We start from the raw sequence: 14,089 nt of genomic DNA, 5'->3' as shown, positions 1-14,089 counted from the left end.
GAGGGACCGATGAGCCGTACCGCCCTGCGTATCTGCCCGCTGTGCGAGGCCACCTGCGGGCTGACCCTGACCATCGGGGAGGAGGGGCGGGTCACCGGGGCCCGCGGCGACGGGGACGACGTCTTCAGCCGGGGCTTCATCTGCCCCAAGGGGGCGTCGTTCGGCCAGGTGGACGCCGACCCCGACCGGCTGCGGCAGCCCTGGGTGCGGCGCGGCGGCAGGCTGGAGCCGGCGAGCTGGGACGAGGCCTTCGCCGCCGTCGAGGCGGGCCTCGCCCCCCTGTTGGCGGAGCACGGGCCGCGGGCGACGGCCGTGTTCCTCGGCAACCCCAACGTCCACACCATGGCGGGCGGGCTGTATCCGCCGCTGCTGCTCGGCGCGCTCCGCACCCCCAACCTCTTCACCGCCAGCACGCTCGACCAGATGCCCAAGCACGTCTCCAGCGGCCTCCTCTACGGCGACGCCAACGCGATCCCCGTGCCCGACCTCGACCGCACCGACCACCTGCTGATCATCGGCGCCAACCCGCTGGACTCCGGCGGCAGCCTGTGCACCGCCCCCGACTTCCCCGGGCGGCTGCGGGCCCTGCGCCGCCGCGGCGGGCGGCTCACCGTGGTCGATCCGCGCCGCACCCGCACCGCCGAGGCCGCCGACCGGCACCTGGCCATCCGGCCCGGCACGGACGCGCTGCTGCTGTTCGCCCTGGTGCAGGTGCTGTTCGCCGAGGACCTGGTGGCGCCCGGGGCGGTCGGCGAGCACCTGACGGGTGTGGACGAGGTGCGGCGCCTGGCGGCCGACTTCCCGCCCGAGGCGGTGGCCGGGGCCTGCGACCTGCCCGCCGAGGAGATCCGTACGCTCGCCCGCGAGCTCGCCGCCGCGCCCCGGGCCGTGGTCTACGGGCGGATCGGCTCCACCTCCGTCGAGTTCGGCACCCTCACCAGCTGGCTGGTCGACGTCCTCAACGCCCTGACCGGCAACCTCGACCGGCCCGGCGGGGCCATGTTCCCGCTGTCCGCCACCGCCAGGGCGCCGCGCCCGCCGCGCCCCGGCAAGGGGTTCGCGCTCGGCCGCTGGCGCAGCAGGGTCGGCGGGCACCCCGAGGCGAAGGGCGAGCTGCCCGCCGCCGCGCTGGCCGAGGAGATCGAGACCCCGGGCGAGGGGCGGGTCAGGGCGCTGATCGTGATAGCGGGCAATCCGGTGCTCTCCGCGCCGGACGGCGACCGGCTGGACCGGGCGCTGGCCGGGCTCGACTTCATGGTGAGCGTCGACCCGTACCTCAACGAGACCTCCCGCCACGCGCACGTCCTGCTGCCGCCGCCCCCGCCCGGCCAGAGCCCGCACTTCGACTTCGCCTTCAACGCCTTCGCCGTCCGCAACCAGGTCCGCTACTCCCGCCCCGCCCTCCCGCTGGAGGCCGGCCGGCTCGGCGAGGCCGAGATCCTGGCGCGGCTGGTGCTGTGCGTGAGCGGCCGCGGCGGCGCCGACCCGGCGGCCGTGGACGCCATGGCGATCGACGCGGCCCTCGGAAAGGCCGTGGCCGACCCCGAGTCGCCGGTGCACGGCCGCGACCGCGGTGAGCTGGCCGCCCACCTCACCGGCGTCGACGGCGTCGAGCGGCGGCTGGACCTGATGCTGCGGCTCGGCCCGTACGGCGACGGCTTCGGCGCCGACCCCGAGGGCCTGACCCTCGCCAAGGTCCTGGCCCACCCCCACGGCATCGACCTGGGGCCGCTGCGGCCCCGGCTGCCCGGCCTGCTCAAGACCCGCAGCGGCACCGTCGAGCTGTGCCCCGAGCCGCTGGCCGCCGAGGCGGAGCGGCTGCGCCGGACGCTGGACAGCCGTGCCGACGCGCTGCTGCTGGTCGGCCGCCGCCATCTGCGCTCCAACAACAGCTGGATGCACAACATCCCCGCCCTCGTCGGCGGCAGCAACCGCTGCACCCTCCAGGTGCACCCGGAGGACGCGGCCCGGCTCGGCGTGGCCGACGGCGCCCTGGTGCGGGTCAAGGGCGACGGCGGCGAGCTGGAGGTCGAGGCGGAGGTGACCGACGCGGTGCGGACCGGGGTGGTCAGCCTGCCGCACGGCTGGGGGCACGACCGCCCCGGCACCCGGATGTCGGTCGCCGCGGCGCACCCCGGGGTCAACGTCAACCAGCTGATCGACGGCTCCCGGCTCGACCCCCTCTCGGGCACGGCGGTCCTCAACGGCTGCCCGGTACAGCTCACGGTGGTCACGCCCGCCGGCTGACTTTTCGCTCACCGGGTTGACCTGGGGTTTTGCGCTTATTGCTCACGTGTCAAGACCTTGTTAACGCAAAGTTGCGGCACCTAACGTCACCTCGACCGCCAGTTCTGGGGGAGTTCAAGGGTGAACGTGAGGTAGCCAAATATGCTGACAATCCTCGGATTTGTCATGATTGCCACCTTCCTGGTGCTGATCATGATGAAGAAGATGACCCCGATGGGCGCGCTGGTGCTCATCCCGGCGCTTTTCTGCGTCCTCGTCGGGAAGGGGGCGCACCTGGGGGACTACGTCATCAAGGGCGTCGGTGACCTCGCGCCCACCGCGGCGATGCTGATGTTCGCCATCATCTACTTCGGGGTGATGATCGACGTCGGCCTCTTCGACCCGATCGTCCGGCTCATCCTGCGGTTCTGCAAGGCCGACCCGATGCGGGTGGTCGTCGGCACCGCCGTGCTCGCCGCGATCGTCTCGCTCGACGGCGACGGCTCCACCACCTTCATGATCACCGTCTCGGCCATGGTGCCGCTGTATCGGCGGCTGAAGATGAGCCTGGTGGTCATGACGGGGGTCGCGGCCATGGCCAACGGCGTGATGAACACGCTCCCCTGGGGCGGCCCCACCGCCCGCGCCGCCGCCGCGCTCAAGCTCGACGCCAGCGACATCTTCGTCCCGATGATCCCGGCCCTCGCCTGCGGCCTGGTCTTCGTCTTCGCCCTCGCCTACGGCCTCGGGCTGCGCGAGCGCAAGCGCCTGGGCACGCTGACCCTGGAGGAGGTCACCGCCGAGCCCGAGACCGTGCTCGTCGGCGCCAGTTCCGGCACCGGCCGCGGCGCCAAGGGCCGTACGGGCAAGAAGGCCACCGGCGGCGCGGGCGGCGGCACCGACGCCGAGGCGCCCGCGGGCGGTGCCGTGGACGGCGCCGAGGAGCACCAGGGCCTTGACCCGAACCGGGCCACCCTGCGCCCCAAGCTGTACTGGTTCAACGCGGCCCTCACCATCGCGCTGCTGACCATGATGATCCGCGAGGACCTGCCCATCCCGGTCCTGTTCCTGCTCGGCGCCGCCATCGCGCTCACCGTCAACTTCCCCAGCGTCGCCGACCAGAAGGCCCGCGTCGCCGCCCACTCCGAGAACGTCGTCAACGTCGCCGGCATGGTCTTCGCCGCCGCCGTCTTCACCGGCGTCCTCACCGGCACCGGCATGGTCGAGCACATGGCCCGCTGGCTGGTCGACGGCGTCCCGGACGGCATGGGCCCGCACATGGGCCTGGTCACCGGCATCCTGTCCATCCCGCTGACCTACTTCATGTCCAACGACGGCTTCTACTTCGGCATCGTGCCGATCCTCGCCGAGGCCGGGGCCGCGCACGGCGTCGAGCCGGTGGAGATCGCCCGCGCCTCCCTGGTCGGACAGGCCCTGCACATGTCCAGCCCGCTGGTCCCGGCCGTCTACGTCCTGGTGGGCATGGCGAAGGTCGAGTTCGGCGACCACACCCGCTTCGTGGTGAAGTGGGCGGCGCTCACCTCGCTGGTGGTGCTCGGCGCGGGCCTGTTGTTCGGCATCATCTGACCTGTGGAACCGGTGGGACCTGTGGACATACGAGAGCCCGGTAGGGGCTGGCTGCTGCGGCTGGTCATCGCCTTCACGTTCGCGCAGGCGGCGGTGAGCATGGCCCGCCCGGCCGTCTCCTACCGGGCTCTCGCGCTGGGCGCGGACGCCCGGGCGGTCGGCGTGATCGCCGGCGTCTACGCCCTGCTGCCGCTGTTCGCCGCCGTACCGCTGGGGCGGCGCACCGACCACGGGCGCTGCGCCCCGCTGCTGCCCGTCGGCGTCGCGCTCATCGCGACCGGCTGCGCGCTCAGCGGCCGGGCCGGGTCGCTGGTGGAGATGGCCGTCTGGAGCGGGGTGATGGGCCTGGGCCACCTGTCCTTCGTGATCGGGGCGCAGTCCCTGGTGGCCCGCCAGAGCGCCCCCGAGGACCAGGACCGCAACTTCGGCCACTTCACCATCGGCGCCTCCCTCGGCCAGCTCATCGGCCCCGTCGCCGCCGGCCTGGTGGTCTCCGAGCACGCGGACGCGCTGGCCCGCACCAGCGCCGCCGCGCTCTTCGGGTCCGCCGCCGTCGCCGCCTTCGCGGTCACCTCCCTGTGGTGTGTCGAGCACCGCGCCCCCGCGAAGGGGCCGCGCCCGTCCTCCGCCGACGGCGCGCGCCCCGGGCGGGTCTCCGTCGGCGGCATCCTGCGCACCCGGGGCGTGGCCTCCGGCATCTTCATCAGCCTCGCCGTGCTCTCCGCCACCGACATCCTCACCGCCTACCTCCCCGTCGTCGGCGAGCAGCGGTCCATCGCGCCGGCGGTCATCGGACTGCTGCTGAGCCTGCGCGCCGCCGCCACCGTCGCCTGCCGGCTCGTCATGACCCCGATGATCCGCCTCATGGGCCGCACCGCCCTGATGGCCACCAGCTGCCTGGGCGCCGGGCTGCTGTGCGCGGCGCTCGCCCTGCCGCTGCCCGCGTGGGCGCTCGGCCTCCTGCTGGCCGCGCTCGGCTTCTGCCTCGGCGTCGGCCAGCCGCTGTCCATGACCACCGTCGTCCAGGCCGCCCCGGACGGGGCCGGCTCCACCGCGCTGGCGCTGCGGCTGACGGGCAACCGCCTCGGCCAGGTCGCGGCGCCCGCCTCCGCGGGCCTCCTCGCGGGCCTCGCCGGGACGGCCGCGCCCTTCGTGATGCTCGGCGTGCTGCTGCTCCTCTCCGCGGGCGTGGCCCTGCGCCCGGCCAGGCACGGCGCCCCACCCGAGGCGCCCGGCCGCCGCACGGAACCCTCGGCCGAGCCCCGCCCGGCCGAGCGGAGAACGGGCCCAGGATGATCCGCGAGACACCCCCTAAGCGCTTGCTCACCGGCATGTAGGGTGTCCGCCATGGACGCGGAGGCGAAGAACACCGAGGGCACCCCGGAGGGCACCCCCGAGGCGTGGCGCGACATCATCCCCGACGCCGCCCGGCGGCTGATGACCGCCGCGGTGCACGCCTTCGCCGAGCGCGGCTACCACGCCACCACCACCCGCGACATCGCGGGCCGGGCCGGCATGAGCCCCGCCGCGCTCTACATCCACTACAAGACCAAGGAAGAGCTGCTCTACCAGATCAGCAAGGTCGGCCACCGGTCCGCCCTCGACATCCTGGAAGAGGCCAGGGACGCCGCCGGCACCCCCGCCGAACGGCTCGCCGACGCCGTGCGCTCCTTCGTCCGCTGGCACGCCGAGCACCACACCACAGCGCGCGTGGTCCAGTACGAGATCGGCGCGCTCGCCGAGGACCACTACGCCGAGATCACCGCGATGCGCCGAGCCTCGGAGGGCGCGGTGCGCGCGATCGTCGAGGACGGGGTCAAGGCGGGCGACTTCGACGTCCCCGACGCGCGCGGCACCACCGTCGCCGTCCTGTCCCTGTGCATCGACGTCGCCCGCTGGTTCAACCCCCGCGGCCGCAGCACCCCCGACGAGGTCGGCAGCCTCTACGCCGGGCTGGCGCTGCGCATGGTGGGCGCGGGCTGACCGTCACGGCGCGCCACGGCGAGCCAGGGCGCGGCCCGATCCGGAAGGAGTGCGCGTCACCGGTAGTACCGGGCCACGGATTCCGCCACGCACACCGGCTTGTCCCTGCCCTCGCGCTCGACGGTCACCACCAGCGTGACCTGGAAGCCGCCGTCGGCCACCTCGGTGACCTCGGCGACCCGGCCCGTGGCGCGCAGCCGGGAGCCGACCGGGACGGGGGAGGGGAAACGGACCTTGTTCACGCCGTAGTTGATCCCCATGCGCACGCCCTCGACGGTCAGCAGTTGGGGAGTGAAGGCGGGGAGGAGGGACAGCGTCAGATAGCCGTGGGCGATGGTGGTGCCGAACGGGCCGGTGGCCGCCTTCTCCGGGTCCACGTGGATCCACTGGTGGTCGCCGGTGGCGTCCGCGAACAGGTCGATCCGCTTCTGGTCGACCTCCAGCCAGTCGCTGGGGCCGAGGTCTTCCCCGACCGCCGACCGCAGTTCGTCGGGCGAGGTGAAGATCCTTGGCTCTGCCATCTCACGGCCTCCCGGGCGTCCGATCACTAAGCGACTGCTCAGCATGGACGGGTGCGGGCCGCCTGTCAACGAGCCCCGCCACGCCGGCCCGCGCGGCGGCGCGCCCGCCGGGCGGGCCGGCGGGCGCGTCCCGGCCCCGGTCATGGGTCGGTCACACGGTGGCGTACCGCCGGTGGTGCCGGACCGGCGCGGCGGCCGGCCGGGCCGGGTGGGCGGCCCGGCCGGACCTGGTGTGCCGGACGGCGGCCAGCGCCTCGGCGGTGAGCACCGGGACCGGGACCACGATGCCGCAGTCCCCGCACACCGGGCCCTCCCAGGGGTAGCGGCCGAGGTCGTCGTGCCAGGCCAGCCGGTCCTGGGCGCAGACCGGGCAGGACGACGCGGGCCCGGACTCCATGGCGCGGATGAGGCGGGCCAGCACCTCCGCCAGGCGGCCGTCGGGGTGGGCCGACGGGCTCTCGCAGGGCAGGATGTCGCACCCGCCCCAGGTGTGCAGGTGCCAGTCGTCCACGGCGCTCGGCTGGCGGATGCCGTGGTGCTTCTCGCGCCGGCGCCGGGCCGCGAAGTCGGCCTCGTACCCCAGCCACAGGGCGCGCGCCTCCTCCAACTCCTCCAGGGCCGTGATCAGTCGTGTCGGTTCGGGGTGTCGGTCCTCCAGGGCGATCCCCGCCCGGGAGCACAGATGGTGCCATGTCGCCCGGTGCCCGTACGGGGCGAACCGTTCGAGGCATTTGCGCAGCGAGGTGCGGCGCGCGGTGATGTGCCTGCGTGGGTTGCGGACGTCTCGTGCGAGTGCTCTGAAACCGGCCATCTCTTTCCACCTCCGCGAGTGCGGACCCGACTCGTTGTGGAATGGACGTAACGGAGCGCGATCCGGATCCCTCCGGGGCCCGGAAAACGGAAGGAACCTGAAAAAGTCCAGATTCCCCGAAAGGTGACGGCCACTCATCTTCCGAGCAGGTCATACCGTCGGTAACCTCCGTCCCAACGGCACCCGGGAGGAGCGTAAATGCGACGACGAACCGGCAAGCTGACCTGTACCGCCATCGCCACCACCGCCGTACTGGCCCTCGGCGCCGCGCTGGCGGGGCCGCTCCCGCAGCCGGCGCGGGCGGAGCCGGCCGCCGCGGCCGTCACCGACTACTGCCGGGGGCAGTGCTCCGACATCCTGCCGCCGGGCCAGAACGGCAACGCCACGCTCGCCGACATCCTGGCCAACAAGGCGTTCGGCACCCGTCCCGCGCACAGCGCCGACCAGCTCGGCCCCTACAACAACCTGGTCGCCGGATATCCGACCCTCACCGACGACAAGCTGAGCGAGTTCTTCAACGACGCGTCCTTCGGGGTGCCCGCCGACCAGGTCGCCAAGGTCGACAAGCCCCGCGACGACGTGACGATCACCCGCGACAAGAAGACCGGGGTGCCCCACATCCAGGGCACCACCCGCGAGGGCACCGAGTTCGGCGCCGGATACGCCGCCGCGCAGGACCGGCTGTGGCTGATGGACCTCTTCCGGCACGTCGGCCGCGGCGAGCTGACCTCCTTCGCCGGCGGCGCCGAGGCCAACCAGGGCCTGGAACAGAGCTTCTTCGGCCAGGCGCCGTACAAGGAGGAGGACTACCAGGCCCAGATCGACTACATCCTCGCCTCCCAGGGCGAACGCGGCCGGCAGGCGCTCGCGGACGCCCAGGCGTACGTCGACGGCATCAACGCCTACCGCAAGCAGGCCAAGGACGGCCGCTACTTCCCCGGCGAGTACGTCCTCACCGGCAAGATCGACGCGATCACCAACGCGGGCGAGATCGAGCCCTTCAAGCTCACCGACCTGATCGCCCTCGCCTCCGTCGTCGGCGCCCTCTTCGGCAACGGCGGCGGGGGCGAGGTCGAGTCGGCGCTGTCGCTGCTCGCCGCCCAGCGGAAGTACGGCCTCGCCGAGGGCACCGAGGTGTGGGAGTCCTTCCGTGAGCGCGACGACCCCGAGGCCGCGCTGACCGTGCACGACGGCACCAGCTTCCCGTACGCCGCCAAGCCGGCCGACGCCAAGGGCACCGCACTGCCCGACCCCGGCTCGCTCACCCCCGAGCAGCTCGTCTACGACAAGACCGGCAGCGCGAAGACCGGCGCCACGAAACAGGTCGAGGCGCCGAAGAAGCTGGAGCCGCTGCGCGGCCTCTACGAGGACGGCGTGCTGCCCCGCGACCTGTTCAGCCGCAAGCACGGCATGTCCAACGCGCTCCTGGTCTCCGGCAGGCACACCGCCGGCGGCCACCCCGTCGCCGTCTTCGGCCCGCAGACCGGCTACTTCGCGCCGCAGCTGCTGATGCTCCAGGAGCTCCAGGGCCCGGGCATCAGCGCCCGCGGCGCCTCCTTCGCGGGCGTGGGGATGTACGTCCAGCTGGGCCGCGGCCAGGACTACGCCTGGAGCGCCACCACCTCGGCCCAGGACGTCACCGACACCTTCGCCGTCGAGCTGTGCTCGCCGGACGGCACGGCCCCGGCCAAGGACTCGACGTACTACCGCTACCACGGCTCCTGCCTGCCCATGGAGAAGATCGAGCGCCGCAACGCCTGGAAGCCGACGGTCGCCGACTCCACCGCCGAGGGCTCGTACCGCATGCAGGTCTACCGGACCAAATACGGCCTGGTGACCCATCGCGCCACGGTCGGCGGCAAGCCCGTCGCGTACACCCTGCTGCGCGCCAGCTACCGCCACGAGGCCGACTCCATCGTCGGCTTCCAGATGCTGAACGACCCCGGCTATGTGAAGGACGCCACGTCCTTCCAGAGCGCGGCGCAGCACATCAACTACACCTTCAACTGGTTCTACGCCGACTCCCGGCAGACCGCCTACTACAACAGCGGGCTCAACCTCGTCCGCGCCGCCGACGTCGACCCCTCGCTCCCCGTCAAGGCCGAGCCGGCGTACGAGTGGCGGGACTTCGACCCGACGGTCAACACCGCCGCCTACGCCCCGCCCGCCCAGCACCCCCGGTCCATCGACCAGGACTACTACATCAGCTGGAACAACCGGCAGGCCAAGGGCTACACGGCGGCCGGCTTCGGCAACGGCTCGGTGCACCGCGGGAACCTCCTGGACGACAGGGTGCGCGCCCTGGTCGAGAAGGGCGGGGTGACCCGCGCCGCGCTCGCCCGCGCCATGGCCGAGGCGGCCGTCACCGACCTGCGCGGCGAGGACGTGCTGCCGGAGCTGCTGAAGGTGGTGCGCAGCGCGCCGATCACCGATCCGCAGACGGCCAAGGCCGTGCAGCAGCTCGAGTCCTGGCAGGCGGCGGGCGCCCAGCGGCGCGAGACGTCCGCCGGCTCGCACACCTATGGGCACGCCGACGCCGTACGGATCATGGACGCGTGGTGGCCGCTTCTGGTCGAGGCCGAGTTCAAACCTCAGCTGGGCGGTGAACTGTACGACGCGCTGCGCGCGAACCTGACCGTCGACGAGGCGCCCTCGGCCGGCCACGGGCCCACCGGCTCGCACGCCGGGTCCTCCTTCCAGTACGGCTGGTGGTCCTACGTCGACAAGGACCTGCGCGCGGTCCTCGGCGAGGACGTCAAGGGCCCGCTCGCCCGCGAGTACTGCGGCGGCGGTGACCTGTCCGCGTGCCGGGACGCCCTCCTGACCAGCCTCCGGCAGGCCGCGGCCAAGTCCGCCGCGGAGGTCTACCCCGGCGACGCCAACTGCTCGGCCGGCGACCAGTGGTGCGCGGACGCCCTGATCCAGCGGCCGCTGGGCGGCATCACCCACGACAAGGCGCACTGGCAGAACCGGCCGACCTTCCAGCAGGTCGTGGAGTTCCCCGCGCACCGCTGAGGGCGGCGCGCACGCCGCGCCCGCGCCGGGCCGAACACGGCCCGCGCGCGGGCGCGTTGCTGTCCGGAGCGGCCGGGAAAAGCGCGAAGGAACGGTCGGTCGAATTACCGAATACAAATCTCGAGAATATCGCCGCTGTTCTGCGGATCAGTTTGCCGGAGGCCGGGGGGCTATGCTGCGGAGCCGGAATTCTCAGGTAATGTTGACGCGGAAGGCCGGTATGCCCTTAAACCCCCGCTGGCAGTACCCCACGGCACTGCTGGACACCACGATGGACCAGCTCCGCACGCTGCTCGCGGTCCACGAGGCGGGTACCGCACTGGGCGCGGCCCGGCTGCTGGGGCGGGAGCAGTCCAGCGTCCAGAAACAACTCGACACGATGAACCGGAACTTCGGTGCGATGTGCGGTGAGCCGCTCGTGCTCAAGCGCGGCCGGAGCCAGAACGTGCTGTTCACCCCGACGGGGGAGACCCTGGCCGAACTCGCGCGCGACACGCTGAAGGACTGGCTGGAGTCGGTGCACGGCTGCCGCCGCCGACTCGGCAGCCGGCTGAACGTGGGCTCCACCCGCTACACCCTCGGCTTCCTTCTCAGCGCCGTGGAGCTGGTCACCGAGGACTTCGACCGCCGTGGCGTGGAGCTCAAGGTCGAGCACGTGCGCACCCGCGACCTGCTGGACCGGCTTGGCTCCAAGGAGCTCGACCTGGTCTGCGGCTCCGTGCTGACCACCGGGGACGGGGACGGCCGGCTGGACGGGTTCGAGGTGATGGAGTGGCGGCGCAGCGGCCTGTCGCTGGTCACCAACCTCCCCGAGCACGAGCTGCCGGGCCCCGGGCTGTCGGTCCGCGACCTCCCCGGGCTGCCGCTCGCGGTCTCCGCCGACGGGCTGATACCCGGCTTCCTGCGCGGCTGGTTCGGCGGCCGCTACCGCCAGGAGCTGAACATCGCGGCCGAGATCGACACCGTCCAGTACGGCCTCGAACTGCTCTCCTCGGGGGTGCTGCGCGGCTGTGTGCTGGTGACCCAGGGCATCGGCGAGGCGGTCGCCGACGGGCGGCTGCAGGGCGGCTCGGGGCTGCGGACGCTCCAGCTCGCCGACGACCTCGGACCGGATCTGGCGGTGCTGGTCGGGGTGTTCGTACGCGGCGGGGAGCGGGCCGCGTGGGACGCCGACCACCCGCTCAATGTCCTGTGGGGCGCCCTGGCGGGCGAGAACGCGCGCTGGCGCCGCGTCATGGGGAGCCGGGACGAGTAGCGCTCCGCCGGGGCCACCGGCCCCCGTCGCGCCCCTTCCGTTCCCACATACCGACTGGTTAGTCTGCCGAGCAGCTGAGCGACGCCGCTGAGCGACGCAGTCGACCCCGGCCGAAGGAGCATGCGTGGATACCGTGCGGGGAGCGCGAACCGTGGTCACCGGGGCGGGAGGCGGCATCGGCGCCGCGCTCGCCCGCCGATTCGCCGCCGAGGGCGCCCGCGTCGTGGTCAACGACCTCGACGCCGCCAAGGTGAAGGCGGTCGCCGAGGAGATCGGCGCGGTGGCCGTGCCGGGCGACGCCTCCCAGGTGGTGCCCGAGGCGCGGGCCGCGCTCGGCGGGGCCGTGGACATCTACTGCGCCAACGCGGGGGTCGCCCCCATCGGCGGCCCCGAGGCGGACGAGGAACTGTGGGCGGACGCCTGGGACGTCAACGTCATGGCGCATGTGCGGGCGGCCCGCGAGCTGCTGCCCGAGTGGCTGGAGCGCGGCAGCGGCCGCTTCGTCGCCACCGTCTCCGCCGCCGGCCTGCTGACCATGGTCGGCTCGGCCCCCTACAGCGTGTCCAAGCACGCCGCGTTCGCCTTCGCCGAGTGGCTCTCCACGACCTACCGCCACCGGGGTGTCAGCGTGCACGCGATCTGCCCGCAGGGCGTGCGCACGGACATGCTGCGCGCCACCGGGTCCGTCGGCGAACTCGTCCTCGTGCCCAGCGCGATCGAGCCGGAGCGGGTCGCCGACGCGCTCTTCGAGGGAATCGAGCGGGACCGCTTCCTGATCCTGCCGCACCCCGAGGTCGCCGAGCACTACGCGGCCCGCGCGACCGACCCCGACCGCTGGCTGGAACGGATGAACCACATCCAGCGCAAGGTCGAGAAGGCCACCGGCTGACCCCTCCGCCGCACCCCGCCGCGACCTCCCCGCCGTACCCCGGCGCGTCCCCGCCGCACCTCCGCCGCCCACCACCTCCCCCGAGCAGACAGGGCCGCACCCATGACCTCGACCTCGTACCAGGACCAGCCATGGCTCGGCCGGCTCACCGAGGCGCAGCGCGCGCCGATCCGGCCGCGGCCGAGCGTGCTGCACGCCTTCCGGGACGCCGTGCGGACCAGGCCCGACCGGCCCGCGATCGTCTACTTCGACGGGCGGCTGACCTACCGTGAGGCCGACGAACTCTCCGACGGCCTCGCCGGCCACCTGGCCGCCCGCGGCTTCCGCCCCGGCGACCGGCTCGCGATCATGCTCCAGAACACCCCGCACTTCGTGCTCGCCCTGCTCGGCGCCTGGAAGGCGGGCGGCACGGTGGTGCCGGTCAACCCCATGTACAAGGCGGGCGAGCTGGGCCACATCCTGGCCGACGCCGAGGTGAGCGCCCTGGTGTGCGCCGCCCCGGCCTGGGAGGGGTACGTCCGCGCCACCGCCGCCGCCTCGCCCGCGCGCATCGCGCTCACCGCCGACCCGTACGACTTCCAGACCCGCGACGACCCGCGGGTGCTGAGCGGCGGGCGCGCCCTGGCCCCCGAGGACACCGACGACCTGCTGGCCGCCGCCCGCGGCGGCGCGCGGCCGCCGGCCGTGCCCGAGCCGGGCCGCGACGACATCGCCCTCATCAGCTACACCTCGGGGACCAGCGGCACCCCCAAGGGCGCCATGAACACCCACGGCAACATCGCCTACAACGCCGAGCGGCAGTGCGTCGTCCACGCGCTGCCCGACGGCTCGGTCATCTTCGCGCTGGCGCCCCTGTTCCACATCACCGGCATGGTCTGCGAGCTGGCCACCTCCCTCGCCGAAGCCGGGACCCTCGCCCTGGCCTGCCGCTTCGAGCCGGGCGTGGTCCTGGACGCCTTCGCCGAGCACCGCCCCGCCTACACCGTCGGGCCCTCCACCGCCTTCATGGCGCTGATGGCCCACCCGGCGGCGACCCGGGACCACTTCGCGTCCTTCCGGCTCATCTCCTCGGGCGGCGCCCCGCTGCCGCCCGCGCTGGTCGAGCGCTTCGAGGCGGCCTTCGGCCCGTACATCCGCAACGGCTACGGCCTGACCGAGTGCACCGCCCCCTGCGCCAGCGTCCCGCCCGGCACCCGGGCCCCCGTGGACCCGGACTCGGGCACCCTGGCGGTCGGCGTGCCCGGCCCGGACGCCGTGGTGCGGATCATCGACGACGAGGGCCGGGACGTGCCCTTCGGGCAGCACGGCGAGATCGCGGTGCGCGGCCCCATGGTGGTGCCCGGCTACTGGCGGCAGCCCGAGGCCGGCGCCACCGCCCTGCCCGACGGGGAACTGCGCACCGGGGACATCGGCTTCATGGACCCGGACGGCTGGCTGTACGTCGTCGACCGCAAGAAGGACATGATCAACGCGTCCGGCTTCAAGGTGTGGCCGCGCGAGGTCGAGGACGTGCTGTACACCCACCCCGCCGTGCGCGAGGCGGCCGTCGTCGGCGTGCCCGACCCGTACCGCGGCGAGACGGTCAAGGCGTACATCAGCCTGCGGCCGGGCGCCGAGGCGGCGCCGGAGGAGCTGGCCGCGTACTGCGCGGAGCGGCTGGCGGCGTACAAGTATCCGCGTCGGATAGAGATCCTGCCCGAGCTGCCGAAGACGGCGAGTGGCAAGATCCTTCGACGGGAACTGCGGCAGGCGCCGCGCCCCCGGGAGTAGGGCGACCGGGCACGAGCGAGAGGGAGCGACCA

10 protein-coding genes are annotated in these 14,089 nt (G+C 73.3%); 8 read left to right on the top strand and 2 right to left on the bottom strand.

The genetic code is table 11. From position 1 onward, the window contains the following. The first annotated feature begins 9 nt into the window (after nucleotides 1–9). The 4 genes from ABFY07_RS20135 (at nucleotide 10) to ABFY07_RS20120 (ending at nucleotide 5,796) form a co-directional block, all read left to right on the top strand. The gene (locus tag ABFY07_RS20135) at nucleotides 10–2,247 is read left to right on the top strand and encodes a molybdopterin oxidoreductase family protein (protein ID WP_346175827.1); all 2,238 of its coding nucleotides are present in this window, start codon (nucleotides 10–12) and stop codon (nucleotides 2,245–2,247) included. A 141-nt stretch (nucleotides 2,248–2,388) separates the two neighbouring features. Beyond that, nucleotides 2,389–3,813 (top strand): CitMHS family transporter, encoded by a 1,425-nt coding sequence (locus ABFY07_RS20130; protein WP_346175826.1) that lies wholly within the window; start codon nucleotides 2,389–2,391, stop codon nucleotides 3,811–3,813. A gap of 99 nt (nucleotides 3,814–3,912) precedes the next feature. After that, nucleotides 3,913–5,109, top strand: coding sequence for an MFS transporter (locus tag ABFY07_RS20125; protein WP_428836971.1), 1,197 nt, complete (start codon nucleotides 3,913–3,915; stop codon nucleotides 5,107–5,109). Nucleotides 5,110–5,160: 51 nt separating this feature from the next. Next, entirely contained in the window at nucleotides 5,161–5,796 is a 636-nt protein-coding gene (locus ABFY07_RS20120; RefSeq protein ID WP_346175824.1) for a TetR/AcrR family transcriptional regulator, read from the top strand. Nucleotides 5,797–5,852: 56 nt separating this feature from the next. Here the strand turns inward: ABFY07_RS20120 and ABFY07_RS20115 are convergent, their stop codons facing one another. After that, nucleotides 5,853–6,317, bottom strand: coding sequence for a MaoC family dehydratase (locus tag ABFY07_RS20115; protein WP_346175823.1), 465 nt, complete (start codon nucleotides 6,315–6,317; stop codon nucleotides 5,853–5,855). 151 nt (nucleotides 6,318–6,468) lie between these two features. Then, nucleotides 6,469–7,128 carry a hypothetical protein gene (locus ABFY07_RS20110; protein WP_346175822.1) on the bottom strand — a complete coding sequence of 220 codons (660 nt, stop codon included), beginning with the start codon at nucleotides 7,126–7,128 and terminating at the stop codon, nucleotides 6,469–6,471. 198 nt (nucleotides 7,129–7,326) lie between these two features. Here ABFY07_RS20110 and ABFY07_RS20105 point away from each other — a divergent pair, with 198 nt between their 5' ends. The 4 genes from ABFY07_RS20105 to ABFY07_RS20090 all read left to right on the top strand — a co-directional run bounded on the left by ABFY07_RS20105 (nucleotide 7,327) and on the right by ABFY07_RS20090 (nucleotide 14,057). Then, nucleotides 7,327–10,143: a penicillin acylase family protein gene (locus tag ABFY07_RS20105; RefSeq protein WP_346175821.1), complete on the top strand. Its 2,817-nt coding sequence runs from the start codon at nucleotides 7,327–7,329 to the stop codon at nucleotides 10,141–10,143. A 220-nt stretch (nucleotides 10,144–10,363) separates the two neighbouring features. Then, the gene (locus tag ABFY07_RS20100) at nucleotides 10,364–11,398 is read left to right on the top strand and encodes a LysR family transcriptional regulator (RefSeq protein WP_346175820.1); all 1,035 of its coding nucleotides are present in this window, start codon (nucleotides 10,364–10,366) and stop codon (nucleotides 11,396–11,398) included. A gap of 124 nt (nucleotides 11,399–11,522) precedes the next feature. Beyond that, a complete protein-coding gene (locus ABFY07_RS20095; protein WP_346175819.1) occupies nucleotides 11,523–12,287 on the top strand; it encodes an SDR family oxidoreductase in 765 nt (254 codons plus the stop codon). Nucleotides 12,288–12,389: 102 nt separating this feature from the next. Continuing rightward, on the top strand, nucleotides 12,390–14,057 hold the full coding sequence (locus ABFY07_RS20090) for an AMP-binding protein (protein ID WP_346175818.1): 1,668 nt from the start codon (nucleotides 12,390–12,392) through the stop codon (nucleotides 14,055–14,057). Nucleotides 14,058–14,089: the final 32 nt, after the last annotated feature.

The sequence above is a fragment of the Streptomyces sparsogenes subsp. cuspidosporus genome, assembly GCF_039532705.1.
GTDB lineage: Bacteria > Actinomycetota > Actinomycetes > Streptomycetales > Streptomycetaceae > Streptomyces > Streptomyces sparsogenes.
Note: the sequence above shows the minus strand (reverse complement) of the source record. Positions and strands in the feature narration are given on the sequence as shown.